21 protein-coding genes are annotated in these 25,184 nt (G+C 73.6%); 16 read left to right on the top strand and 5 right to left on the bottom strand.

All coding sequences use genetic code 11. The features are described 5' to 3' along the window. The first annotated feature begins 345 nt into the window (after positions 1 to 345). From ML5_RS20540 to ML5_RS20530, 3 genes are all read left to right on the top strand, one after another. Positions 346 to 777, top strand: a complete 432-nt coding sequence (locus ML5_RS20540) for a hypothetical protein (protein WP_013287311.1) — start codon at positions 346 to 348, stop codon at positions 775 to 777. A gap of 47 nt (positions 778 to 824) precedes the next feature. Next, entirely contained in the window at positions 825 to 1,100 is a 276-nt protein-coding gene (locus tag ML5_RS20535) for a hypothetical protein (protein ID WP_013287312.1), read from the top strand. Positions 1,101 to 1,171: 71 nt separating this feature from the next. After that, positions 1,172 to 1,453: an SCO0607 family lipoprotein gene (locus ML5_RS20530; RefSeq protein WP_225319692.1), complete on the top strand. Its 282-nt coding sequence runs from the start codon at positions 1,172 to 1,174 to the stop codon at positions 1,451 to 1,453. A gap of 38 nt (positions 1,454 to 1,491) precedes the next feature. Here ML5_RS20530 and ML5_RS20525 read toward each other — a convergent pair whose 3' ends face one another. From ML5_RS20525 to ML5_RS20515, 3 genes are all read right to left on the bottom strand, one after another. Next, positions 1,492 to 2,193 carry a hypothetical protein gene (locus ML5_RS20525; RefSeq protein WP_013475979.1) on the bottom strand — a complete coding sequence of 234 codons (702 nt, stop codon included), beginning with the start codon at positions 2,191 to 2,193 and terminating at the stop codon, positions 1,492 to 1,494. A gap of 389 nt (positions 2,194 to 2,582) precedes the next feature. Then, a complete protein-coding gene (locus ML5_RS20520; protein ID WP_013475978.1) occupies positions 2,583 to 3,368 on the bottom strand; it encodes a DUF4184 family protein in 786 nt (261 codons plus the stop codon). 22 nt (positions 3,369 to 3,390) lie between these two features. Then, positions 3,391 to 4,089, bottom strand: a complete 699-nt coding sequence (locus ML5_RS20515) for an HAD family hydrolase (protein ID WP_013475977.1) — start codon at positions 4,087 to 4,089, stop codon at positions 3,391 to 3,393. A 138-nt stretch (positions 4,090 to 4,227) separates the two neighbouring features. Between ML5_RS20515 and ML5_RS20510 the strand changes: the two genes are divergently transcribed. Beyond that, positions 4,228 to 5,553: a hypothetical protein gene (locus tag ML5_RS20510; protein ID WP_236619243.1), complete on the top strand. Its 1,326-nt coding sequence runs from the start codon at positions 4,228 to 4,230 to the stop codon at positions 5,551 to 5,553. 41 nt (positions 5,554 to 5,594) lie between these two features. On the opposite strand, the gene ML5_RS20505 is transcribed toward ML5_RS20510, so the two are convergent. Beyond that, a complete protein-coding gene (locus ML5_RS20505; protein WP_013287318.1) occupies positions 5,595 to 8,315 on the bottom strand; it encodes a glucosidase in 2,721 nt (906 codons plus the stop codon). Positions 8,316 to 8,357: 42 nt separating this feature from the next. Between ML5_RS20505 and ML5_RS20500 the strand changes: the two genes are divergently transcribed. The 4 genes from ML5_RS20500 to ML5_RS20485 all read left to right on the top strand — a co-directional run bounded on the left by ML5_RS20500 (position 8,358) and on the right by ML5_RS20485 (position 15,252). After that, positions 8,358 to 10,301, top strand: coding sequence for an amylo-alpha-1,6-glucosidase (locus ML5_RS20500; protein ID WP_013475975.1), 1,944 nt, complete (start codon positions 8,358 to 8,360; stop codon positions 10,299 to 10,301). A 127-nt stretch (positions 10,302 to 10,428) separates the two neighbouring features. Then, positions 10,429 to 11,754 (top strand): glycosyltransferase family 4 protein, encoded by a 1,326-nt coding sequence (locus tag ML5_RS20495; RefSeq protein ID WP_236619242.1) that lies wholly within the window; start codon positions 10,429 to 10,431, stop codon positions 11,752 to 11,754. A gap of 80 nt (positions 11,755 to 11,834) precedes the next feature. Then, positions 11,835 to 14,324: a serine/threonine protein kinase gene (locus ML5_RS20490; protein ID WP_013475973.1), complete on the top strand. Its 2,490-nt coding sequence runs from the start codon at positions 11,835 to 11,837 to the stop codon at positions 14,322 to 14,324. 118 nt (positions 14,325 to 14,442) lie between these two features. Then, the gene (locus ML5_RS20485; RefSeq protein WP_013287322.1) at positions 14,443 to 15,252 is read left to right on the top strand and encodes a metal-dependent hydrolase; all 810 of its coding nucleotides are present in this window, start codon (positions 14,443 to 14,445) and stop codon (positions 15,250 to 15,252) included. 1 nt (position 15,253) lies between these two features. Here ML5_RS20485 and ML5_RS20480 read toward each other — a convergent pair whose 3' ends face one another. Further along, positions 15,254 to 15,739, bottom strand: a complete 486-nt coding sequence (locus ML5_RS20480) for a hypothetical protein (protein ID WP_013475972.1) — start codon at positions 15,737 to 15,739, stop codon at positions 15,254 to 15,256. Between the two features lie 381 nt (positions 15,740 to 16,120). On the opposite strand from ML5_RS20480, the gene ML5_RS20475 reads away from it, so the two are divergent. Genes ML5_RS20475 through ML5_RS20440 form a run of 8 tightly spaced genes read left to right on the top strand, consistent with a single transcriptional unit; the run spans position 16,121 to position 25,166 of the window. Further along, on the top strand, positions 16,121 to 17,167 hold the full coding sequence (locus ML5_RS20475) for a LacI family DNA-binding transcriptional regulator (protein ID WP_013287324.1): 1,047 nt from the start codon (positions 16,121 to 16,123) through the stop codon (positions 17,165 to 17,167). Positions 17,168 to 17,207: 40 nt separating this feature from the next. After that, positions 17,208 to 18,803: an FAD-dependent oxidoreductase gene (locus tag ML5_RS20470; protein ID WP_041784231.1), complete on the top strand. Its 1,596-nt coding sequence runs from the start codon at positions 17,208 to 17,210 to the stop codon at positions 18,801 to 18,803. Positions 18,804 to 18,824: 21 nt separating this feature from the next. Next, the gene (locus tag ML5_RS20465; RefSeq protein ID WP_013475970.1) at positions 18,825 to 20,108 is read left to right on the top strand and encodes an ABC transporter substrate-binding protein; all 1,284 of its coding nucleotides are present in this window, start codon (positions 18,825 to 18,827) and stop codon (positions 20,106 to 20,108) included. An 11-nt stretch (positions 20,109 to 20,119) separates the two neighbouring features. Next, positions 20,120 to 21,067: a carbohydrate ABC transporter permease gene (locus tag ML5_RS20460; RefSeq protein WP_013475969.1), complete on the top strand. Its 948-nt coding sequence runs from the start codon at positions 20,120 to 20,122 to the stop codon at positions 21,065 to 21,067. Continuing rightward, a complete protein-coding gene (locus ML5_RS20455; protein ID WP_013475968.1) occupies positions 21,057 to 21,899 on the top strand; it encodes a carbohydrate ABC transporter permease in 843 nt (280 codons plus the stop codon). The genes ML5_RS20460 and ML5_RS20455 overlap by 11 nt, the downstream gene beginning before the upstream one ends. After that, positions 21,896 to 22,816, top strand: coding sequence for an ROK family protein (locus ML5_RS20450; RefSeq protein WP_013475967.1), 921 nt, complete (start codon positions 21,896 to 21,898; stop codon positions 22,814 to 22,816). The genes ML5_RS20455 and ML5_RS20450 overlap by 4 nt, the downstream gene beginning before the upstream one ends. Then, positions 22,813 to 23,526, top strand: coding sequence for an N-acetylmannosamine-6-phosphate 2-epimerase (locus ML5_RS20445; RefSeq protein WP_013475966.1), 714 nt, complete (start codon positions 22,813 to 22,815; stop codon positions 23,524 to 23,526). The genes ML5_RS20450 and ML5_RS20445 overlap by 4 nt, the downstream gene beginning before the upstream one ends. Next, positions 23,523 to 25,166, top strand: coding sequence for a DUF4127 family protein (locus ML5_RS20440; RefSeq protein WP_013475965.1), 1,644 nt, complete (start codon positions 23,523 to 23,525; stop codon positions 25,164 to 25,166). Before ML5_RS20445 ends, ML5_RS20440 begins: the two co-directional genes overlap by 4 nt. Positions 25,167 to 25,184 lie beyond the last annotated feature (18 nt).

The following is a 25,184-nucleotide window of genomic DNA, read 5'->3' as shown; positions in this document are numbered from 1 at the left end:
CACGGCGAGACGACCGGGGCATCGGCCCGATCGCCCGACGCCCCGGGCGTGTCGTGCGGCTGAACGTGCCCGACCTGCGACGGAGCGAAACATCACGGACATGTGACGGCGACGGCACGAACCGGGCCGGGGCGATCGACACGTCGTCCCACGTAGTGAAACGGCGAGGCTACCCAGCGTCAGCGGCCTGCACTAGCGTGGGGCTGGCTCCGTAGCCGGCGCGTCGCCGTCGACGCCGATGCGCCTCCGGCCGTCCCCCATCGCCCGCCCGATCGGTTGGTTCTGACGGGAAGTGCCGTGCGCGCGTTCCCCGGTTGGGCAGGATTCCCCCGAGGAGGTGCCGTCGTGCAGGACACCCGCGCTCTCGCCCTGACGTTCGAGGTGAGCGGCCTGCCCCCGGTCAAGACCGAGGCCCTGTCCATCTTCGCCGCCGGGCACCGGCAGGCGACGAGGGTCCGCACCCTGCTTCAGGCCGCCTGCACGGCGGCCCAGCGCACCGGGTGGACCCCGCTGACCGGGCCGGTCGAGGTGGACCTGACCCTGCGCTGTCCGCCCGGGCACCGTACCTCCGACGCCAGCACGCTGCTGGGCGGCGTGTGCGCGGTGCTCCAGGACAAGAAGCGGGTCTCCAGCATCGGTCTCGCCCACCTCGGGGTGCTGGTCGACGTCGCGCTCTGGTCCGACGACCGGCAGATCCGCCGGCTGTCGTACGTCGAGGAGCCGGCGGAGGATTTCTCGTATCGGGTCCGGGTGTCGGCCGTACCGACGATGGTTTGACCGACGTCCGCGGTGGGGTACCGCGGACGCCGAGGAAGGGAGTGCCGATGTCGGAGCCACACGTCACGCTCGATCCGAGCGGGCTCGACCCTGTGCAGCAGAAGCTGCGCGGCCCGCTTGAGGATCAGCTGACCTCGGCCCTCCAGGCGGCCGCCGACCGGGTCCGGGCCGGCTACGCGGGCGAGCCGGTGGAGGACGTCTGCCGTCGGTTGCTCGACGAGACCCGCTCCGGCCTGCACCCGGACATCGCGGCCGGCTTCCAGCCGGACATGGACGAGTTCTGCCGGGTGGCGGTGGCGATCGTGCGGGGCGAGCTGACCTGAGTCACCGACGTCACGAGAATTGAGTACCCGTACCGATGGCGGGGCCGTCCGCGGCGACGACAATTCTCCCCGTGCGAACTCGAATCATGGTCGTTCTTGCCGTCCTCGGGCTGGCCGGGCTGATGGCGACCACCGGTTGTTCCCTGCGGCAGAGCATCTGCGGCAGCGACGAGTACCCGGTGATCGCGGTCGGCCCGCAGGGCGGCAGTTCCTGCGTGCCGGACGGTGAGGAACCGACGCCGCCGTACGTGCGCTACCCGGAGGGCAAGGTGCCGAAGCACGTCGACGACGAGTGGGACGTCTACTGGCGTACCCACGGCATCGACGAGAACAACAACATCATCGACCGCTGACCCGTCGGCCCGCACCGGTCCCGCCGGTGCGGGCCGCGTCAGCTCCGCCGCACGTCGACCGAGACGACGTGCGTGCCGTCCGGGCGGTCACCCTCCCCCAGCCGCACCGGCAGCCGGCCGCCCTCGGGCGGTCGCAGGCCGAGCCCGAAGCTGAGGTGCCCCTCGAAGTCGCCGGCCACGGCCCATCCGCGCAGCGTCGGGAAGCGGATGGCCGCCGGTGGCAGGTCCGCCGTACCGCCGCCGCGGGCGTCGTGCGCCTGGGCCGGCTCGAAACGCACCGACAGGTACGCCGTGCCGGGCAGCGCGACCGGTGCTCCACGCCCCTCGGTCACCACCTGCGGCACGTAGGCGACCTCGTAGGACGGTGTGGGTCCGCGGAAGGCGAACGTGATCCGGCTGAACCCCTCCGCCGGGTGGTCGCCGACGTCGACCGCCACCAGGACGGGCAGCGGTTCCCCGGGCGGCGGGGTGACCGGCACCCGTACCCGATGATTCACCCGGGCGGGGCCGCCGGGCACCGCCCAGCCCCAGGTGACGCGCCAGGATCCGGCGGTCGACGCCGCCTCGGTCGGCACGGGCGGGGTGGGCGTGGCTTCCGGCGCATCGGTCCCGGCCGGCGCGGACGCCGCCGCGACCGTCGGGGTGGGCGCCGGGGACGCGCCGTCGTGGCCGGTCGCCGTGCAGGCCGCCGCGAACAGCACGACCAGGCCGGCGAGCAGCGGTACGCGCTGAGGTGTCATGACTCAGTGTCGCTCCGTGACCGGCCCGCGCACCAGAGGTGTCCCACCGGCAATCCGGGCGGCGGTGAGGGGTGCCGGACGGGTCAGGACCGGGTCCGCAACTCCCCGGTCCTGACCCCGGCCGTCCGGTTCGGTAGCGGTCTGCGCCGCGGGAACGCGGCAGGCGTGGCACGACGCCTTCCGCCGGGCTCCGCACGGCGAGCCGGTATGCCCGCACTCAGCTCCACGGTGCTCTTACCACCGGACTCCGGTGCGCCCCCGTCTCACCCCGACGAGACGTGGGCGCCGGCTCAGGTTAGGCGCGTCCGCGCAGGCCGGACAAGCGATGACCGGCGACCGCGCTTGTGATTGATGTCTATGCCGAATTGCGGCATGTCGGCGTAACGGGGTCAGCCGGTTTCGCGCTGTTCGACTTCGAGACGCGGACTGCGCCCGGCCGGTCGCGGCGGGACGGTCCGGGCCGCGACGGCCCCGGCGACGAGCGCCAGCGCGGCCACGTGCAGCGCCCGGACGCCCGCCGGGGCGGGGACGCCGGCCGCCGGCAGCGCGGGCATCAGCAGCGCGCCGAGCCCGGTGACCGCCAGCGCCACCCGCCAGAACACCAACGGGTTCGCCTCCGGCACGGGTTCGCGTACGCCACCGGTCCGCACGCCGCAGCGGGCCTCGGAGACGGCCAGGACGACCACCAGCAGTGCACCGGCGAGACCGGCCACCACGTCCACGAACCGGTACCAGTACACGCCGGTCACGGCGTGGAAGTCGGTGACGCCGAGCAGCCGGGGCAGCCGCTCGCTGTCGCTGACCCGGTCCCACGCCACGTGGCTGAACGCGCCGATGAGCACCGAGCAGACGGTGACCTGCCAGGGGTGGCGTACCCGGGCCAGGCTCGCGTACCAGGGCCAGCCGAACAACCGCTGCCCGGGCAGGTGCACCGCGATGCCGGCGATCACGCGGCGCACCACCCAGGCGTACACGAGAGCGACCGGCAGGCACCACCAGAGCAGGCCGCCGAGCGTGTGCGTGCGCAGGTTCTGGGCCGGCGCCGTGCCGGTGAACAGGTACGCGACGTCCGGCGCCACCGCGCCGGTGCACAGCGCCACCCCGTCGAACCAGCCCGGCCGCCACAGCTTCAGCGGCAGCACCGGCGCCAGGTGCGACGGGAAGGTCAGCGGCACGTCCCGGACGTTACCGGCCCGGTCAGAAGTGGTGGACCAGGTCGGGGAACGCGGCCAGCCGGATCACCCGCTGGTCGGACGGGTCCAGCTCGTCGTGCTCCAGGACCCACGTGTTCTCGTTCGGGATGAAGACCGCGTTCATCCCGGCCGCCCGCGCGGGCAGGATGTCCGAGCGCGGCGAGTTGCCGATCATCCAGGCGGCGGCCGGGTCGAAGGCGTGCTCGCGGGCCAGCCAGCGGTAGGTGTCCGCGTCCTTCTCCGGCACGATGTGCGCGGCGCGGAAGTGGTGCAGCAGCCCGCACGCGTCCAGCTTGCGCTGCTGCTCCTCGCGCTCGCCCTTGGTCAGCAGCAGCAGCTCGTGCCGCCCGGCCAGGTCGTCGAGCGTCTCGGCCACGCCCGGCATCAGCTCCACCTGGTGCCCGACCAGCGCCGCGGCGAGCTGCTCGATCTCGGTGCGCTCCCGCGCGGTGGCCGGACGCTCGCGCAGCTTCTCCAGGCACTCGCCGAGGCTGCGCAGGAAGACCTTGCTGCCGTAGCCGTGCGCAACGGCGTTCGCGCGCTCGATGTCGTCGAGCACCGCGCGGATCCGGGCCCGGTCCAGCGTGGGGTGGTCGAGCCAGGTGAGGAAGTCGTCGATGACGCGCTCGAACAGGACGTTGTTCTCCCAGAGCGTGTCGTCGGCGTCGAAGACCAGCACGGCGGCGTCCCGGCGCGACGGCATCGCGTCCCCCTCCCCCTCGCGGACCTCGCACACCGTACTGTCCGACCGCCGGACGGGCCACGCGGATTATCCGGTCGGCGGCCCGTTACCGGCGGCTACCCGACTGCGGAATCCCTGGTCCGACGGCATGCTTCGGCCATGACGATCTCACCCGATCATCCACCTGGACGACGGCGCCGGCGGCGCGCCGCCGTCGCGGTGGCCGCGACGCTCGCCGTCGCGGGCGCGGCGCTGCCGGGATCCCCGGCGCTGGCCGTCAACGCCTCACACACCACAGTGGTCGGCACCAACCCGGTCGACTGGACGCCGCACGCGCTGGACGGCACCGTCCACCGCATCCTCCAGATCGGCAACCGCGTGTACGTGGCAGGCACGTTCACCAAGGTGCGCAACGCCGGCCAGTCGGCCCAGCTGGCGATGCCCCGGCTGGTGGCGCTGGACGCGACCACCGGCCGGATCGACACCACGTTCCGGCCGCAGGTCAACGGCGCGGTCAAGGCGCTCGCCGCCGCGCCGGACGGCCGCTCGCTCTACATCGGCGGCGCGTTCACCACTGTCAACGGCACGGCGGCGTCCCGGCTGGCCCGGATCGACGCGGCCACCGGCGCCCGGGTCGCCGGTTTCACCACGCCGGCGCTGAACAACCAGGTGAACGACGTACGCCTGGTCGGCAACCGGCTGATCGTCGGCGGCGCGTTCCAGACCGTCGGCGGGGTGACCCGGCGTGCCCTGGCGGCGGTGAACGCCACCACGGGGGCGGCCGACGCGTCGGTCAACCTGAACCTGGCCGGGCCGCGCAAGACCACCTCCGGCGCCACCGCGCCGGTGAAGGTCGAGGCGCTGGACGTCTCCGCCGACGGCACCCGGCTGGTGTTCGCCGGCAACTTCAGCACGGTGGCGGGCGTGGCCCGGCACCAGCTCGCGGTGGCGAACCTGTCCGCCGCGGGCGCCACGCTCTCCGGCTGGGCCACCGACCGCTACCAGCCGCAGTGCGCGCGGTCGATGCCGTCGTACCTGCGCGGGGTGGACATCTCCCCGGACGGCACCTGGTTCGCGGTGGTCACCACCGGCGCGGCGTTCCCGGGCACGCTCTGCGACGCCGCGGCGCGCTTCGAGTTCGGTACGGCCACCGGCGGCAAGCAGCCCACCTGGGCCAACTACACCGGCGGCGACACGCTGCTGTCGGTGGCGGTGACCGGCGCGGCGGTCTACGTCGGCGGCCACCAGCGCTGGCTGGACAACCCGCAGGGCCGCAACTCGGCCGGTCCGGGCGCGGTGTCCCGGCCGGGCATCGGGGCGATCCACCCGACCACGGGCAAGGCGCTGCCCTGGAACCCGACCAAGGACCGCGGGGTGGGCACCGGCGAGCTGTACGCCACCGACCGGGGTCTGTGGGTCGGCAGCGACACGGTGACGGTGGCCGGCGAGTACCACGCCCGGCTGGCGTTCCTGCCGCTGCCGTGAGCGTGCGGGGCGCGGCGGGGCTTCCCGTCGCGCCCCGCGCGTCAGCGGCGCAAGGTGAGGATCAGGTCGGCGACCAGCGCGGTCCACCCGGTCTGGTGCCAGGCGCCGAGGCCGGCGCCGTTGTCGCCGTGGAAGTACTCCGGGAAGCAGATCAGGTCGCGCCAGTCCGGGTGGGTCTGGAACAGCTGGGCGGCGCCGTAGATCGGCCGCCGTCCCCAGCCGTCGCGGGTGAACAGCGAGATCAGCCGCGCGGACAGGTCGTCGGCGATCTCGTCGAGCGTGCGCTTCACGCCGGACCGGGTCGGGTACTCGACCTGGAGGTCGTCGCCGAAGAACGCGGCGTAGTCGCGCAGCGCGCTGATCAGCAGGAAGTTCGTCGGCATCCAGATCGGGCCGCGCCAGTTGGAGTTGCCGCCGAACAGGCCGCTGGTCGACTCGGCCGGCTCGTAGCCGACGCTGAACTCCTGCCCGCCGAGCGTGACGGTGAACGGCTTGTCCAGGTGGGCCCGGGACAGCGTGCGCAGCCCGTACTCGGAGAGGAACTCGTCGGTGTCGAGCATCCGGGCCAGCAGCCGTACCACCTGGTCCGGGGCGACCATCGACAGCAGCCGCTGCTGGCGGCCGTCGGGCCCGATCCGGCGGGCGCCGATCACCTCGGCGTACTCGGGGCGGTTGGTGAGGAACCAGCGCAGCCGGGCGCCCAGCTCGGGCAGGCGGCGCATGGTCCGGGCGGTGAGCCGGGTGACGGCTGCGAGCGGCAGCAGCCCGACCACCGAGCGCACCTTCAGCGGCACCTTCGTCCCGTCGGCCAGGCGCAGCACGTCGTAGAAGAACGCGTCCTCGGCGTCCCAGAGCCCCTGGTGGTACGCGGCGGCGGCGATGTACGCGAAGTGCTCGAAGAACTTGGTGGCGGTGTCCACGTACGCACGATCGTGCTCGGCCAGCACGATCGCCATGTCGAGCAGGTTGAGCGCGTACATGGCCATCCAGCCGGTGCCGTCGGACTGCTCCAGCACCCCGGCGACCGGCAGCGCGGCCGAGCGGTCGAACGGGCCGACGTTGTCCAGCCCGAGGAAGCCGCCCTCGAAGACGTTGTTGCCGCCGGTGTCCTTGCGGTTGACCCACCAGGTGAAGTTGAGCAGCAGCTTGTGCATCACCCGGGCGAGGAACTCGTGATCCCGGGAGCCGTCGATCTCGAAGACCTTCAGCGCCGCCCAGGCGTGCACCGGCGGGTTCACGTCCCCGAACGCCCACTCGTACGCCGGGATCTGCCCGTTGGGGTGCAGGTACCACTCGCGCAGCAGCAGGAGGATCTGCTCCTTGGCGAAGCCCGGGTCGACCCGGGCGATGGTGACGCAGTGGAAGGCCAGGTCCCAGGCCGCGTACCAGGGGTACTCCCACGGGTCCGGCATGGAGATCACGTCGAAGCTGTTCATGTGCCACCAGGCGCTGTTGCGCCCGTGCCGGCGGCCGGACGGCGGGGGCGCGGAGCCGGGGTCGCCGGCGAGCCAGCGTTCGACGTCGAAGTGGTAGAACTGCTTGCCCCACATGAGCCCGGCGATGGCCTGGCGCGCGACCAGGGCCTCGTCGGCGGTGGCGGCGGCCGGGATGACGCTGTCGAAGAACCGGTTCGCCTCGGCCCGGCGCGCCCAGAGCACGGTGTCGAACCCGTCGCCCAGGTCGGCCGGGGCGGGTGGCGCGGCGGCCGGCGGCGGCGCGGTACGGGTCAGCCGCAGCCGGATCTGCCGCTGCTCGCCCGCCGGTACGTCCAGCACGTAGTGCAGCGCGCCCTTGGTGCCGGTGCGGTCCGGGTTGACGGTGGCCGCGCCGGCCACGACGTGGTCGTTGATGCCGTCCTTCGGGTACGCCGACCGCCCGGGCAGCCCCCACAGCCGCTCGGCGTTGGTCTCGTTGTCGCACAGCAGCGGCACCGGGTCGCCGTCGCCCTCCAGCAGGATCTGGCCGAGCACCCAGTGGTCACCGACGAGCCGGGCGCCGCCCCGCTCCCCGGCCTCCTCGCCGGTCAGCTTCGGCATCCGGTCGGTGCCCGGCAGGCCCCACGCCCAGGTGTTGCGGAACCACAGCGTCGGCAGCACATGCAGCGTCGCGTCCTCGTCGCCCCGGTTCGCCACTGTGACCAGCACGCACATGTCCGTCGGCGACGCCTTGGCGTAGTCGACAGTCACCGCCCAGTACCTGTCGTCGTCGAAGATGCCGGTGTCCACCAGCTCGTACTCGGTGTCGTCCCGGCCGCGCAGCGCGTTCACCGCGACCAGCTCGTCGTACGGGAAGGCGGCCTGCGGGTAGTGGTAGCGCCAGCGCATGAAGGAGTGCGTCGGCGTGCTGTCGAGGTACCACCAGTACTCCTTGACGTCCTCCCCGTGGTTGCCGCCGTCGCCGCCGAGGCCGAACATCCGCTCCTTGAGGATCGGGTCGCGCCCGTTCCACAGCGCGAGCGCGAAGCAGAACGTCTGCCGGTCGTCGCAGACGCCCGCCATGCCGTCCTCGTTCCACCGGTACGCTCGGGACCGCGCGTGGTCGTGGGGGAAGTAGTCCCACGCCGTGCCGTGTTCGCTGTAGTCCTCCCGAACCGTCCCCCACGCCCGCTCGGACAGATAGGGGCCCCATGCGCGCCAGTCCTGCTCCCCGGCGTCGGCCTGGGCGAGCCGGTGCCGCTCGGGGTCGGGGGACGCGGAGGTCGACCGGTCGGTGATCACTGGCACATCTTCGACGCCGCCGGGGTACATCTCCACAGCGGCCATTGTCGCCGTGGCATGTCACACCTCGCTGCCGGTGGAGGAAAGTTGATCGACATCCGTTTCGGGCCGCGGGTCTGCGGCGAGCTGTCCGCCGCCGCCGCGCGGGAATGGCTGGTCACGGACGGGCGCGGCGGGTACGCCATGGGCACCGTCGCCGGACTGCGTACCCGCCGGTATCACGGGCTGCTCGTGGTGGCCGGGGACACGCCGGCGTCCCGCAAGGTGGGACTCGTGAGCCTCGACCCGGCGGTCACACTGCCGTCGGGGCGGCAGGTCCGCCTCGGCGCGCACGAGTGGTCCTCCGGCGTGGTCGACCCGCGCGGCTTCGAGCTGCTGGAGCGCTTCGACCTGGCCGACGGGGTGCCCCGCTGGCGCTGGCGCATCGGCGACGTGGTGATCGAGCGGGAGATCGCCATGACGTACGGCCGTTCCTGCGTGGCGGTGGTGCACCGGCTGATCTCCGGCGGCCCGGTGCGGCTGGACCTGGCCGCGGCCTGCACGTGGCGCGACGCGCACGGCGAGCGGCGCGCCGACGGCCCGGCGCCCCGGCTGGAACCGGCGGCCGGCGGCGCGGTGATCGACGGCGCGTACCGCCTGGCCGGGCCGGACTGGACCCCGGAGGGGCAGTGGTGGCACGGGGTGCGCCACCGGACGGAGGCCGAGCGCGGCCTGCACCCGGACGAGGACCTCTGGTACGCGGGCCGGTTCACCGGCGCGCTCGACGAGCCGGGCGCGACCGTGTCGGTGCTGGCATGGGCGGACGAGCTGGCCGAGGAGCCGCCACCGGCGACCGCGGTGGTCGAGGCGGCCCGGCGGCGCAGCCGTGCGGTGGTCGCGGCGGCGGACCCCGGCGACGCGGTCGAGGCGACGCTCGCGCTGGCCGCCGACGCGTTCGTGGTGCGCACCGCCACCGGCCCCGACGTGGTCGCCGGCTACCCCTGGTTCGGGGCCTGGTCGCGGGACACGATGATCTCCTACGAGGGCCTGTTCCTGTGCACGAACCGGGCCGACGAGGGCCGGGACCTGCTGCGGGCGTACGCGGCCACGCTGAACGAGGGCATGCTGGCGAACACGGCCGACACCGGCCGGGTCGAGTACAACACCGTCGACGCGACGCTGTGGTTCCTGCACGCGGTGCACCGGCACGTCACAGTCACCGGCGACACCGACCTGGGCGACGAGCTGCTGCCCGCGCTGCACGGCGTGGTCGAGGCGCACGTGGCGGGCACCCGGTACGGCATCGGCGTCGACCCGGCCGACGGGCTGCTGGCCCAGGGCGGCCCGCCGGACGTGGCGCTCACCTGGATGGACGCCCGGGTGTACGGGGTGCCGGTGACCCCGCGTACCGGCAAGCCGGTCGAGGTCAACGCGCTGTGGATCAACGGGCTGGCCGGGCTCGCCGAGCTGACCGAGCTGGCCGGACGCGACGCCGCCGGGCTGCACGCCCTGCACCACCGGGCCACCACCGCATTCCGGGAGCGGTTCCCCGCCCCGGCCGGCTGGCTGCACGACGTGGTCGACGCCCCGGCGCCCGCGTACCCGCTCGGCGGGGCCGCGCACCACGACGACGACCTGCTGCGTCCCAACCAGCTGCTCGCCTGGTCCCTTCCGCACGCCCCGCTGGAGCCGGACGAGGCCACGCTACGACGGATCACCGAGGCGCTGTTCACCCCGCTCGGACCGCGCAGCCTCGCCCCGGACTCCCCCGGCTACACCGGACGGCACCGGGGCGGGCCCGCCGAGCGGGACTCCGCGTACCACCAGGGCACCGTCTGGCCGTGGCTGACCGGGCCGCTGCTGGACGCGTACCGCCGGGCCGGGCTGCCCACCGACGACCTGCTGGTGGGGCTCGTGGGCCACCTCGCCGAGGACGGCCTGGGCTCGGTGAGCGAGACAGCCGACGGCGCGGCGCCGCACGCGGCCACCGGATGCCCGTTCCAGGCGTGGTCGGTGGCCGAGCTGCTACGCGCTCGGCGGATGCGCCGGTAACGCGTTACAGACCGGCAACCGGCGCGTCGCCGCCGGTTATCGACCCCTCGGCAGGATGGGCGGCGACCCCACCCGGCACCGCGGCGACGCCGCCGGGGTGGGGACGCCACAACTCAAAGGGGGCCGCGTGTCAGCTGACGCCGAAGTGATCGACATCCAGCCCGCCCGGCGCCTGCGGTTGCTGCTGCTCTCCTGGGAGTACCCGCCGGTGCTCGTCGGTGGCCTCGGCCGCCACGTCCACGCGCTGTCAGTGGCACTTGCCGCCGCCGGGCACGAGGTCACGGTCGTCACCCGCCACGCCGAGGGCGCTCCCCTGGAGGAGTACGCCGACGGCGTCCGCATCGTCCGGGCCGCCGAGGATCCGGTCCGGTTCCCGCTCGCCACCGATTCGCTGCTGGCCTGGACGATGGCGTTCAACCACACGCTCACCCGGGCCGCGCTGCGCGCCGCCTCGTCCGGCACCTACGACGTGATCCACGCCCACGACTGGCTGGTCGCACACACCGCCGTCACGCTGGCCGAGCACCTGGACGTGCCGCTGGTGACCACCATCCACGCCACCGAGGCGGGCCGGCACCAGGGCTGGCTGCCGGAGGAGATGAACCGCACCATCCACGGCGTCGAGCACTGGCTGAGCAACGCCTCCGGCCGGGTGATCGCCTGCTCCGGGTACATGCGTGACCAGGTGGCCCGGCTGTTCGGCGTGCCGGCCGGACGCATCGACGTGGTCGCCAACGGCGTCGACGACCGGGCCTGGCGGGCGCGGCCGCACGCGGTCGCCTCCGCCCGGGCGCGCTTCGCCGCGGGCGGGCCGCTCGTCGGGTACGCCGGCCGGCTGGTCTACGAGAAGGGCGTGCAGCACCTCGTGCACGCCGTGCCGCACCTGGCGAAGCGGCACCCCGGCCTGCGGGTGGTGATCGCCGGGGACGGGCCGTACCGCGACGAGCTGGTCGACCAGGCGCGGCGGCTGCACGTGGGAGACACGGTCCGGTTCGCCGGTTTCATGGACGCCACCCAGCTTCCCGCGGTGCTCGCCGCCACCGACGCCACGGTGATCCCCAGCCTCTACGAGCCGTTCGGCATGATCGCGCTGGAGGCGGCTGCGGCCGGAGCACCGCTCGCTGTGGCGCGTACCGGCGGGCTGGCCGAGATCGTCGAACCCGGCGTCACGGGGGTGACGTTCCCGCACGGCGACCCGGACGCGCTGGCCGGCGCCGTCGACCGGCTGCTCGGCGACGAGGTCTTCGCCCGGCGGGTGGCGCGCAAGGCCCGGACCATGGTCAGCCGGCGCTACACCTGGTCGGCGATCGCCGCCCGGACCGCCGCCGCCTACGCCACCGCCCGCCGCGACCACGACGCGTTCCAGACCCGCCGGGCCACCGCCCTGCTGGCCGGTGACCGGTCCCCGATCGCCGTCCCGGAGGGGAACCTGCTCGCCGGCGCGGCGAGTTAGGAGCAGGACGCGCTGACATGCGATAGGTACCGTCCGATCCGTTGGCTATTGTGGACCACTGACCAGCGGTGAGGAGTGCGGTGCAGGAGGTAGTGATCGCCGGGCGGTACCGCCTGCTCGAACTGGTCGGCCGCGGCGGGATGGGCCAGGTCTGGCGGGCGCGCGACGAGGAGCTGCAACGCGAGGTCGCGGTGAAGCAGGTCGTGCCGCCGAACTGGCTCGCCGAGAACGAGCAGGACGAGCTGCGCGCGCGTACGCTGCGCGAGGCGCGGACGTCCGCGCGGCTCAACCACCCCAACGTGGTGCGGGTCTACGACGTGGTCCGGGTCCAGGGCGAACCCTGGCTGATCATGGAGTACGTCCCGTCGCGCTCGCTCCAGGAGATCATCGAGACCGACGGGCCGCTGCCGCCCGGCCGCGCCGCCGAGATCGGCCTGTCGGTGCTCGCCGCGCTGCGCGCCGCACACGACGCCGGGGTGCTGCACCGGGACGTGAAGCCCGCGAACGTGCTGCTGGCCCGGGACGGGCGGGTGCTGCTCACCGACTTCGGGCTGGCCGTGTTCCAGGGCGGCGACGGCGCGATGACCCGGCCCGGCCTGGTCCTCGGCTCCCCCCAGTACGTCGCACCGGAGCGGGCCGCCGAGGGCGTGTCGAGCGTCGAGGCGGACATGTGGTCGCTCGGCGCCACGCTGCACGCCGCGGTGGAGGGCCGCTCCCCGTACGCCCGCAGCACCGCGATGGCCACGCTCGCCGCGCTCGCCACCCGGCCGCCCGACCCGGCCCCGCACGCCGGCCCGCTGGCGCCGGTGCTGGCCGGGCTGCTGCGGCGCGATCCGCGTACCCGCCTGGGGCACCGCGAGACGGCCCGCCTGCTCGGCGTCGCCGCGGTGTCGGAGGCCGACGCGGAGGCCGCCGGCTCTGCGGGCCGTACCACCGCTGCGTCGTCCGACCGGCCGGCCGGCGGCCGCGATGCCGACGTCCCGGCGGGTGACGAGCCGGGGTCACCGGGGAACCCGGCGGCTCCGGGCGGCATCTACCCGGACCTGATGCCGCCGGCCGCCGCCGCCCGCGCGTGGAGCCGGGCGGCGAAGCGCAGCGAGTGGGCCCCGCCCGCCGAGGGCGACCGCGCGCCACCATCCGGGGACGCGGCCGGCGCGGCTGGTCCGGCCGGTCCCTCCGGTACAGCCGGGCGCTCCGTCCCGGCCGCCCGCGCGGAGGCAGGGAGGACGTCGTCCCCGGCCGGCGGCTCGGGGGCGGTCGGGCGCGTGGACGCAGGCGGTCCCCAGTCCCCGGGCAGCCGGTCGGATGCGATCAGCCGTCCGGACGCGAACGGCGGCTCGGGTGCGGTCGGCGGCTCGGGTGTCATCGGCGGCCCGGCCGCGGCCGATGGCTCGGGTGCGGCCGATGGCTCGGGTGCGGTCGGCGGCTCGGGTGCGGTCGGCGGCTCGGGTGCGGTCGGTCGCTCGGCAGCGGTGGGCCGGGCGGCGCCACCGGGCCGCGCCCGGACCGGTGACCCGGAGCGGAGCCGCGCCGGTGACCCGGAGCGAGGCCGCACGGGTGAGCCGGAGCAGGGCGCCCCGGACGCGACCCCGGACCCGCGCCGGAGCGGGCCGGCCCGCCCGGGTCCGATCAGCCTCGGCCCCACCGTCCTCACCAGCTTCGTCGACCCGGGCAGCCCGGCCGGCCCCGAGTCGGCGCCCCGCGCCGACGCCCTCAGCCCGGTGCACATCGTCGGCCACGGCGCCGCGCCGGTCGCCAAGCCTCCGCCGGTCGCCCACAGCGGACCGGTCGACAGCGGCGCGGTACATCCCGCCCCGCCCCGGCCCGCCGGGGTACCCCGCCCCGCCGATCCCCCGCTCACCTCCGGGGACGGGAACCCGCTGCACCGCTGGGGACTGGTGCTGGGAGCCGTGCTGCTGGCCGTGGTGACGGGTGTGGGCACCGCGCTGGCGATCACCAGTGGTCGCGACGAGACGCCGCAGGCGGGCAGTTCCACCGAGGCCGTCGCCCGCCCCTGGGACCGCCCGCCCGGGCCGGGCGTGCCGCCTCCGCCGTTCCCCTGCGTCCGGCCCGACGTGGCCGGCACGCCGGTCCGCAAGGGGCCGCCACCGGACGACCCGCCGGTGACCGTTCCGACCGGCTGGGTCTGGCCCGCCGACACCGGCGGCTTCCGCATCGCCCTGCCCGCCGGCTGGCTGCAACTGCGCTCCGGCGACACCACCTGCTTCCAGGACCCGGAGACGCGGCGCATCCTGGGCGTCGAGCCGTACCCGGGCGGTGATCCGGTGGGCCGGCTGAAGTCGTCCGAGCGGGATCTGACCTCGGCCGGCCGGCTGCCGCATTACCAGAAGGTCCGGCTGGAGTCCGACGGTCCCGGCGCGGCGTGGGAGTGCCGCTGGACCGCGCCCTACGGGGAACGGATGCGCGCGTTGCGTGTCCTGCCCGGCGTACGGGCCGGCTGGACGCTCGGCTGGACCACCTCCGACGCCGACTGGCCCGCCGCCTCGAAACAGTTCGCCGTCATCCGCGCGAGCCTCGGCACGGTCCGGCCCACCCGTACCGCGGGCTGATGCGGCGGCCGCGGCGCGCCTTCCCCAGTGGACCGTCCGGCTGATGCCCCGCTGTCACACGGGCTGACTACAGTGGCGTAGTTTTCTGGATCAAGATCTTCGGGAAGGGCGAGCCGAGATGATGGGACCGTCCCACGCGCTCTCGGGCGCGGCGGCGTGGCTGACCGGCTCCTGGGCGATGGCCCAGTTCGCGGACTACCACCAGACACCGCTGGCCCTGGCGGTGGGCACCGCGGTCTGCGCCGGTGGGGCGCTCTTCCCCGACCTCGACCTGTCCGGGAAGGTCACCCGCAACCAGGGCGGCGCCACCGTGGCCCGCACGTTCGGTGTGGTCAGCCTCTTCGTCGCCGAGGTGATGGAGAAGATCTCGCTCGGCGTCTACTACGCCACCAAGCTCAGCAAGGATCCCCGCCGCAACAACGGGCACCGCACGCTGACCCACACCATCCCGTTCACCGTGCTCGTCGGCTGGGGCACCACCGCGCTCTGCGCCCACTACGGCAAGTGGGCGGTGGTCGGCATCCTCTTCTTCATGATCGGCCTGGCGCTGCGCGGGCTGTTCGACCAGTGGGCCGAGCGCGCCGGCTGGGTGGTGGTCACGCTGGTGTCCGCCGCCGCGGCCTGGTTCACGTTCGCCAACCTGCCCGGCGACCGGGGCTATCCGATGATCGGGCTCGCCGTCGGCGTGGGCTGTTTCGTGCACATCCTCGGCGACATGATCACCCGGGCCGGGGTGCCGATCCTGTGGCCCATCCCGATCAAACGCCGGATGTGGACGATGATCGGCCTGCCCAACAAGATCGCCCTGCGTACCGGCAGCAAGGCCGAGACGGTGGTGCTGCGCACCGCGATGACGATCCTGGCCGTGCTGGCCGCGGTGGGGCTGGTCGCCCCGTCGGTGCTGCAGCGCTTCGACATCCAGGTGTAGGTCAGCCCGCCTCGGCGCGTACCGGGCGGGCGGTGGCCGTCCGGCGCCGGATCAGGCGGGCGGTCCAGCCCACGCCGCGGGCGGTGAGCGCGTACGCCACCGTCGGCGGGAGGACCAGCAGTGCGGCGATCCCGGCCACCAGCGGCACCCGGGCGCCGGGCACGTCCGTGGCGACCGCCACCGCGGCTGCGTACCCGGCGGCCAGCACGACCGCGACGAGCCCGGCGAACGCGAGCGCCGGACCGGTCCGCCGCCGACCCGCCGCCGCACCGAGCGCGACGGCCGGCGCGAACAGCAGCGGCAGCGCGGCCACGCCGAGCAGCGCCGCGATCAGCACCAGCAGCGGCCCGGCCAGCGGGCCACCCGGGTCGGCGCCGGTGACCAGCGCGTACGCCAGCAGGCCGAGGTAACCGGCGACCGCCTCCGCGACGACGACGAGCCAGGCCGCCGTGGCTCCGGCGAGATGACGAGCGACAGTGGTGCCCACGTTGTCCCCTCCCCCGTGCGGACGGCGCCACGACCGTCCCATGGGAACGGTAGCGCCCGGGGTGGCAGCAGGAAGGGGCCACCCAGCATCACTCTGGGTAGGGAAGCAGGCATCGTCGATCGCCCGGGCGGACGATCGACGACACGCTAATGCGCATTAGTGCCGAGGTCCGCCTACTGTCGCTCGCCCGGTCGACCCTTGTCAAGATCCCCGCCCGAACAGCCGCCGGAGAGAGTCGAGCGCGGCCACTAATGCGCATTACTCCAGGGAGTTCATCGAACGGAAATCTTCCGGCCACCCCTTGACAGGACGCCGGGACAGCAGAGAGGCTCCATCCCGACCCGATCGCTAATACGCATTAGCGGAAGTGGAAGGACCGACGTGACCCCTCCCCCCAGGCGTGTCACCCAGCGTGACATCGCGCGAATGGCCGGCGTCAGCCAGGCGACCGTGTCGCTGGTGCTCAACAACCGCACCGACGCCGACGTCCGGATCGCGCCGGAGACACGGGACCGGGTGTTGCAGGTCATCGCCGAGACGGGGTACGCCGCCGACCCGGCCGCCCGCCGCCTCGCCTCCGGGTTCAACCGGATCATCGGCGTCTTCACCTACGAGCCGGCCTTCCCCAGCGGCAGCCGGGACTTCTTCCACCCGTTCCTGCTCGGCATCGAGGAGTACGCCGAACGGGTCGGCTGCGACCTGCTGCTGTTCACCAGCGCCCCAGTGGTGGACGGCCGGCGGCGCATCTTCCACCAGGACAACCGGCTGCGGCTGGCCGACGGATGCATCCTGCTCGGCCGGGAGATCGACGGCGCGGAGCTGCTCCGGCTCAACCGCGACGGGTTCCCCTACGTCGCCGTCGGGCGCCGCGACGACGCCGGCGGGCCGGTGCCCTACGTCGGCGCCGACTACGCCAGCGCGGTCCACCGGCTGGCGGAGCGGGCGCTGGACCTGGGGCACCGGCGCCTGACGTACGTGGGCATGGGCACCGCGGCCGAGTCCTCGCACGACCGGCGCAGCGGTTTCCACGCCGGCGCGGCCGGCGCGGAGAGCGCCCGCCAGATCACCGCGACGGCGGAGACCGCCGACGCCACAGTGGACGACCTGCGGGCCGACGGCAGCACCGTCGCCTTCGTGGAGGACTTCGCCACCGCTGTCGCGCTGGAGTCGGCCGCCCGCCGCAAGGGACTGACGGTGCCCGGTGGCCTGTCCGTCGTGACACTCGGCGACCCGACCGTCCCGGTGCCCACCGACATCACGTTCACCGGGTTCCGCATCCCGCGCGAGGAGATGGGCCGCCAGGCCGTCGAGGTGCTGACCGGCGTCATCGACGGCAGCGCCGGCGGCCTCCAGCAACGGCTCCTGCCCTGCGAACTCGTCGAGGGCGACACCCTCGGCGTCCCTGGATCGGCGGCCGACCGGCGCTGACACGCCCGGCCGCGCAACTGGAAGGAAGCAAGTGGTACTAATGCGTGCGGACGTCCTCGTCGTCGGGGGCGGACTGGGCGGCGTCGCCGCGGCGCTGGCCGCGGCCCGTGCCGGCCGGTCCGTCATCCTGACCGAGGAGTTCGACTGGCTCGGCGGGCAGCTCACCAGCCAGGCGGTCCCGCCGGACGAGCACTCCTGGATCGAGCAGTTCGGCGCCACCGCGAGCTACCGGGAGCTGCGCGACGGCATCCGCGACTACTACCGCCGCCACTACCCGCTGACCGAGCGGTCCCGGGCGTGGACCGACCTGAACCCGGGCGCCGGCTGGGTGAGCCGGCTCTGCCACGAGCCCCGCGTCGCGGTCGCCGTCCTGGAGCAGATGCTCGCGCCGTACCGGGGGTCCGGGCGGCTGACGGTGCTGCAGCCGTACCGGCCGGTCGCGGCCGAGACCGACGGCGACCGGGTCACCGGCGTGACGCTCGTCCACCGGGACCGCGACGAGCGGATCGAGGTGGAGGCGCCGTACGTCCTGGACGCCACCGAGACCGGTGAGCTGCTGCCGCTGACCGGCACCGAGTACGTGACCGGGTTCGAGTCGCAGGCGCAGACCGGTGAGCCGAGCGCGCCCACCGAGGCGCAGCCGCTGAACATGCAGGCGGTGTCCGTCTGCTTCGCGCTGGACCACGTCGACGGCGACCACACCATCGACCGTCCCGCCGGTTACGACTTCTGGCGCGACTACAAGCCGGACTTCTGGGGCGACCGGCTGCTGTCCTGGCGGTCGCCGCACCCGCGCACGCTGGAGATCGTGGAGCGCAGCTTCACCCCCAACCCGGACGACGACCCGCTGGGCGTCAACGCCGACCAGCGGCTCAACCCGGGCGACGGCAACCTGTGGACGTTCCGGCGCATCGCGGCGCGGCGCAACTTCGTCGACGGCGCGTACGGCAGCGACATCACGCTCGTCAACTGGCCGATGATCGACTACTTCGAGGGCCCGGTCATCGACGTGCCGAACGCGTCCTGGCACCTGTCCCAGGCGCGCGAGCTGTCGTACTCCGTCCTGTACTGGCTGCAGACCGAGGCGCCCCGCCCCGACGGCGGCACCGGCTACCCGGGGCTGCGGCTGCGCGGCGACGTGACCGGCAGCCCCGACGGGCTGGCGCAGGCGCCCTACATCCGGGAGTCGCGCCGCATCCGCGCCGAGTACACGGTGGTCGAGCAGGACCTCTCCCTCGCGGTACGCGGCGAGCACGGCGCGGTGAGCTACCCCGACTCGGTCGGCGTCGGCATGTACCGCATCGACCTGCACCCGTCGACCGGCGGTGACAACTACATCGACGTCGGCTCCTGCCCGTTCGAGATCCCGCTCGGCGCGCTCATCCCGCAGCGGATGGAGAACCTGCTGCCGGCCGGCAAGAACATCGGCACCACGCACGTCACCAACGGCAGCTACCGACTGCACCCGGTCGAGTGGAACGTCGGTGAGGTCGCCGGCCTGCTGGCCGACTTCTGCCTTGCGCGGGGCGAGTCCCCGCGCGCGGTCCGCGGCACCCCCCGCCTGCTGGCCGAATTCACGGACCGCATCTCGGCCGCCGGCGTGGAATGCCGCTGGCCGCAGATCGCGGGCTACTGAACCCCCGGTGAGGAGAAGAAAGTGAGATACGGAAGACTGTCCGGCCTGGTCGCGGCGACCATGACCGGTGTGCTCGCCCTGACCGCCTGCGGCGGTGGCGGCGACGCCAAGGACGACGGTCCGGCGAGCCTGCGGATGACCGTCTGGTCGGCGAACGAGGCGCACCTCAAGCTGTTCAACGAGATCGCCGACGAGTACCGCAAGAACAACCCGGACGTCGCGGAGATCAAGTTCGACCCGCTGCCGTTCGAGAACTACACCACGACGCTGACCACGCAGATCGCCGGCGGCAACGCGCCGGACCTCGCGTGGATCTTCGAGAACTCGGCGCCGGACTTCGTCGCCTCCGGCGCGCTGAGCCCGCTCGACGACACGCTGAAGAAGGCCGACGGCTACCAGTACGACGACCTCTCCCCCGCCACGCTGAAGCTCTGGCGAAACGACGGGAAGCTCTTCGCGTACCCGTTCTCGACCTCGCCGTTCGGCGTGTTCGTCAACAACGACATGCTCAAGAAGGCCGGGCAGAAGACCCCGGCCGAGCTGATCGCGGCCGGGCAGTGGAACTGGGACACCGCGCTCGCCGCGGCCGGCGCCACAGCGGCGAAGTCGGGCAAGGCCGGGCTCGTGGTCCGCGACTTCGACTACAAGGGCTGGGACAACCTGGCCACGTTCTGGACCGGCTGGGGCGCCCAGGCGTGGAGCGAGGACGGCCGCAGCTGCGGGTTCAACAGCCCGGAGATGGTCGAGGCGATGACCACGCTGCACAAGGCGATCTTCACCGGCAAGGCGCTGCCCGGTCCGGGCACGACCGCCGACTTCTTCGCCGGTGACGCCGCCATGACCGTCACCCAGATCTCCCGCGCCTCGCTGCTGAAGGAGAACGGCTTCGACTGGGACCTGGTCCCGCTGCCGGCCGGCCCGAAGGGCCCGTACGCGGTGGTCGGCCAGGCCGGCATCGGCGTGATGAAGAAGAGCCCGCACGCCGAGCAGGCCGCCGACTTCCTGGCCTTCTTCACCAACCCTGCCAACTCGGCGAAGCTGGCGCAGTTCTTCCCGCCGCCGCGGCAGTCCCAGCTGACCGCCGAGACGCTGGCCAAGACGAACCCGAAGCTCAAGCCGGAACAGCTGCAGAAGGTCGTCATCGACGGCATCACCAACGGCACTGTCAAGCCCAGCCACTCCGGGCAGGCCGAGCTGAGCCAGCAGGTGCGCGCCGCGCTCGACCCGCTGTGGAAGGCGGACGCGGACGTCAAGGGCGTACTCGACGGCGTCTGCTCCAAGATCCAGCCGCTGCTGGCGAAGTAGGGCCGAGGATCATGACCCAGACGGACACCAGGGTGGGCCCGGCTGCTGCCGGGCCCGCCCCGGGCCGGGCCCGGCCGTTCTGGACCACCCGCCGCCGGGACCAGCTCACCGGATACCTGTTCATCACCCCGCAGCTGCTCGGCAGCGTGGTCTTCGTGATCCTGCCGCTGGTCCTCGTGGTCTGGTACAGCCTGCACGAGTGGAACGTGCTGGCCGGCAGCTTCGACTACATCGGCACCGACAACTACGCCGCGCTGGCCGACGACCCCAACCTGGGCCCGGTGCTGCGGTCGACCGGCCTGTTCTCGGTCGGCCTGGTCGTGTTCAACCTCGGCCTGGCGTTGCTGCTGGCCGTCCTGCTCAACCAGAAGCTGCGCGGCACCATCGTGTTCCGCACCCTGTTCTTCTCCCCCGTGGTGGTCTCGCTGGTCGCGTGGACCATCGTCTGGGGCTTCCTGCTGCAGGACAACGGCGGCATCAACGGCCTGCTCGACACCATCGGCGTCGACGGCCCCAACTGGCTGCGCGGCGAGGGCACGGCGATGCTGTCGGTGATCGTCGTGCAGGTGTTCAAGAACGTCGGCCTGAACATGGTGCTGTTCCTGGCCGCCCTGCAGGGCGTGCCGGCCGATCTGTACGAGGCCGCCGAGGTCGACGGCGCGAGCCGGATGCGCCAGTTCTGGCGGATCACCGTGCCCCTGATCAGCCCCACGATCATGCTCACGTCGATCATCACGGTGGTCGGCTCGCTGCAGGTCTTCGCGCAGATCGCGGTGCTCACCCAGGGTGGGCCCGGCACCTCGACCACTGTGCTCGTCTACTACCTCTACCAGCAGGCCTTCCAGTTCCATCACTTCGGCTACGGCGCGACGCTGTCGATCCTGCTGTTCGTCATCGTGCTCGCGCTGACAGTGCTGCAGTGGCAGATGCGCAAGAGGTGGGTCTTCCATGAATCGTGACCTGTCCCGGCGGACCAAGCTGGTGCTCTACGGGGTGCTGATGGTCCTGGCCGTCCCGTTCGTGTTCCCCACCTGGTGGATGGTCACCTCGTCGCTGAAGCCGGTGGCGGACATCTTCTCCTTCCCGCCGCAGCTACTGCCGACCGATCCGCGGCTGGACGCGTACCGGCGGGTGTTCGAGCTGCAGCCGTTCGGGCAGCAGTACCTGAACAGCCTCTACATCGCGCTGCTGGTCACCGTCGGCACGCTGGCCGTGGCGTCGCTGGCCGGGTACGCGTTCGCGCGGATCCGGTTCCGGGGACAGAACGTGCTGTTCCTGGTCGTCCTCGCGGGCCTGCTCATCCCGAGCGAGGTGACGATCGTGCCGCTGTTCCAGATGTTCTTCAAGCTCGACCTGATCGACACCCACTGGCCGCTGATCCTGGTGCCGATCTTCGGGGCGCCGAGCGTGCTGGCGACGTTCATCATGCGGCAGTTCTTCATCAGCCTCCCCGGTGAGCTGGAGGAGGCGGCGCGGGTCGACGGGCTGGGACGCTTCGCCACGTTCTGGAAGATCGCGCTGCCGCTGTCCCGGCCCGCGCTCGGCGCGGTGGCCATCTTCACGTTCCTGCACAGCTGGAACCTGTACCTGGAACCGATCGTGTTCCTCTCCTCGCCGGACAAGTTCACCCTGCCGCAGGCGCTCACCCAGTTCGTCGACGCGTACGGCGGTCCGATGTGGGACGTCCAGCTGGCGGCGGCGTCGATGACCGCACTGCCGGTGCTGGCGGTGTTCGTCATCGCGCAGAAGCAGTTCGTCGAGGGCCTCGCGCACACCGGTCTGAAGGGATGACCGGTCCGGTCGTCGGGATCGACATCGGCGGCACCAAGACCGCCGCCGCCCTCGTCGGTCCCGGTGCGCGGGTGCTCGGCCGCCGCGAGGCGCCCACCCCCGCGCGCGGCGGGCCGGCCGCGGTGCTGGACACCGCCGCCGGCCTGGCCGCGGACCTGCTCGCCGCCGCCGGCCCCGGGCCGGTCGGGGTGGGCACCGCGGGCACCGTCGACCCGGCGACCGGCGCCATCCGGTACGCGACCGACAGCCTGCCCGGATGGGCCGGCACCCCGGTCGCCGACGAGCTGGCCGCGCGGCTGGGCCGGCCGGTGCGCGTCACCAACGACGTCGCCGCGGCGGCGCTCGGCGAGTGCTGGGCCGGCGCCGGACAGGGCCGGGGGCACGTGCTGCTGGCCGCCGTCGGCACCGGCCTGGGCGGCGCGATCGTCAACGACGGGCGGGTCGAGTGCGGCGCCCGGGGCGCGGCCGGCCAGCTCGGGCACCTGCCGGCACCGGGCGCACACCGGCTGCGCTGCGGCTGCGGCCGGTACGGGCACCTGGAGGCGATCGCCTCCGGCACCGGCCTGGCCGCCGCGTACGCGCTCGCCGGCGGTGACCCGGTCACCGGCCGGGAGGTGGCGCGGCGCGCGGCGGCCGGTGACGCGACCGCCCGGCAGGTCGTCGACCGGGCCGGCGCCGCGCTCGGCGCGGCCCTGGCCGGGCTGGTCGCCCTGCTCGACCCGGACGCGGTGGTGGTCGCGGGCGGCGCCGCCGCCACAGTGCTTCCCGCCGCGACGGCCGCCTACCGGGCGGAGCTACCAGGCGGCTGGGCGCACGTGCCGCTGCTTCCCGCGGCGCTGGACGCCGACGCGGTGGTGGTCGGCGCCGCCCGGCTCGCCACCGCACCGATCCACCACGACGGAGGAACAAGCACGTGAGTGTCCTGGACGAACTGGCCGGCGGGCTGGTCGTGTCCTGTCAGCCCCTGCCCGACGACCCGGACGACCCGATGCGCGACCCGTACGTCCAGGCCCGCGTGGCGGCCGCCGTGGTGCGCGGCGGCGCGGTGGCGGTCCGGGTCAACGGTCCCGACGACGTGCGGGCGGTACGCGCCGCCGTCGACGTGCCGGTGATCGGGTTGTACAAGCACGGCACGCAGGGCGTGTTCATCACCCCGACCGCCGGGCACGCGCTGGAGGCGGTGCGGGCCGGGTCGCACGTCGTCGCGGTGGACGCCACCGACCGCCCCCGGCCCGACGGGCGGACCTTCGCCGACACCGTCCGCGCGGTGCACGAGCAGAGCGACGCGCTGGTCCTGGCCGACGTCGCCACTGTGGCCGAGGGCGTCGCCGCCGTCGAGGCCGGCGCGGACGCGGTCGCCACCACGCTGTCCGGCTACACGCCGGCCGGCCCACCGATCGACGGGCCCGACCTCGGGCTCGTGGCACGACTCGCCGCGCTGCTGCCCGTACCGGTGATCGCCGAAGGGCGCTACCGGACCACGGAGCAGATCAGCCGGGCCTTCGAGGCGGGCGCCCACGCGGTGGTGATGGGCAACGCCGTCACCTCACCGCTGTGGATCACCCGCCGGCTGGTTCCGGCCACCCCCCGGGCGGCGAGCGCGCCGGAGAAAAGGGAGCATCGATGAAGAGAAGAACCCTTCTTGCGGCCACCGGCGCGGCCGGCCTGGCCACAGTCGCCCTCGGCGGCCCCGCGTTCGCCCGGCCCGCTGGCCGGCGACCGAGCGTGGCGCTGGTGCCGCTGGACGACCGGCCGGTCAACACGTACTGCGCGGAGATGACCGGTGCGAGCGCCGACGCCGAGGTGCTGCTGCCGCCGCGGAACCTGCTGGGCCGTTTCTTCACCCCCGGTGACGGCGCCGGCATCGCCCGCTGGCTCGACGGCACCGACGGCGTCGACGGGTACGTGATCTCGGTGAGCATGCTGGCGTACGGCGGGCTGATCGCCTCGCGTACCGCGGCACCGGCCCTGGCCGACGCGTTGCGCAACCTGGAGGCCATCCGGCGGCTGCGCGCACGCCGGTCGGACGCGGTCATCGAGGTGCACGACACGATCCAGCGGCTCGCGATCACCAGCACCGGCACCGACCTGGACAACTACCGTGACCTGCTGGTCCAGTGGGCCAAGCTGTACGACCATGTGGTCAACCTGGGCCAGGAGTCGCTGCGCGGCCAGCTCGACGCCGTGCGGGCGCGCATCCCGGACGCCGTGGTCGAGGACTACCTGGCCGCGCGGGCACGCAACCACCAGGTCAACCGGCTGATGGTGGAGTGGGTCGCAGACGGGACGATCAGCCACCTGGTGCTCTCCGAGGACGACACCGCGCCGGTCGGCCTGGCCCGCGCCGAGCGGGTCGAGCTGGAGGCGCTGGTGGCGCGGCTCGGCGTCGGCGACCGGGTGGAGATCTTCCCCGGCGCCGACGAGGTCAACGCGCTGCTCGTCGCGCGGGTCGTCGCCGCCGGCGCCACGCCCACCTACCGGGTGGAGTACGCCGGGGTGTCCGGCGAGGGCTGGACCGCCGCGCTGGAGGGCATCCCGTTCGCGGAGAACATCCGCCGGCACGTCACCTCGGTGGGCGGCCGGGTGGTGACCGGCGACGCGGACATCGTCCTCGCGGTGAACACCCCCTCGGCGGCGGCCGGACAGCGGGCCGCCGACCTGGACGCGTTCGTCGGCCGCATCGGTGAGCTGCTGGCCGCCGGCACCCCGGTGATCGTGGTGGACCCGCTGATCGTCAACAAGGGCGACCACGACCTGGTGTCCCGGATGGAGTCCCGCCTGGACCTGCCGGCGCTGCTGTCGTACTCGGGGTGGAACACCGGCGGCAACGCGCTCGGGCTGGCGCTCGCGCACGGCACCGCGCGGTGGGCGTACCTGCGCTCGTCCGGCAGCGGCTTCGGCGTGCCGGAGCTGCGCGGACCGGCCCAGGCGCACGCCGAGTACCTGCTCTACCGGTTCGTCAAGGACGACCCGTGGAAGAACGTGGTGCAGGTCGAGGCGTACGCGCACGCCCGCGCGCAGGGCTGGGATCCGCTGGCGCTGACCGCCGAGCAGAAGCGCTACTTCGACGGCTGGGTACGTGACCGGCTGGTGCCGCTGACCGAGCGGTACTTCGCCGACCACTTCGCCGGGCGCGAGCTGGTGCTCGGGGTACGCGGACGCAGGACGTTCACCGCGACACTGGACCGGGTCACCGCGGTGCGGGTCGAGCTGCCGTGGGACCGGCTGTTCGAGGTCACGCTGGAGCCGAGCCTGCGGCTGCGCTGATCGGTGCGGGTGCGGTCC

The sequence above is a fragment of the Micromonospora sp. L5 genome, assembly GCF_000177655.2.
In the GTDB taxonomy this organism is placed as follows: Bacteria; Actinomycetota; Actinomycetes; order Mycobacteriales; family Micromonosporaceae; genus Micromonospora; species Micromonospora aurantiaca.
Note: the sequence above shows the minus strand (reverse complement) of the source record. Positions and strands in the feature narration are given on the sequence as shown.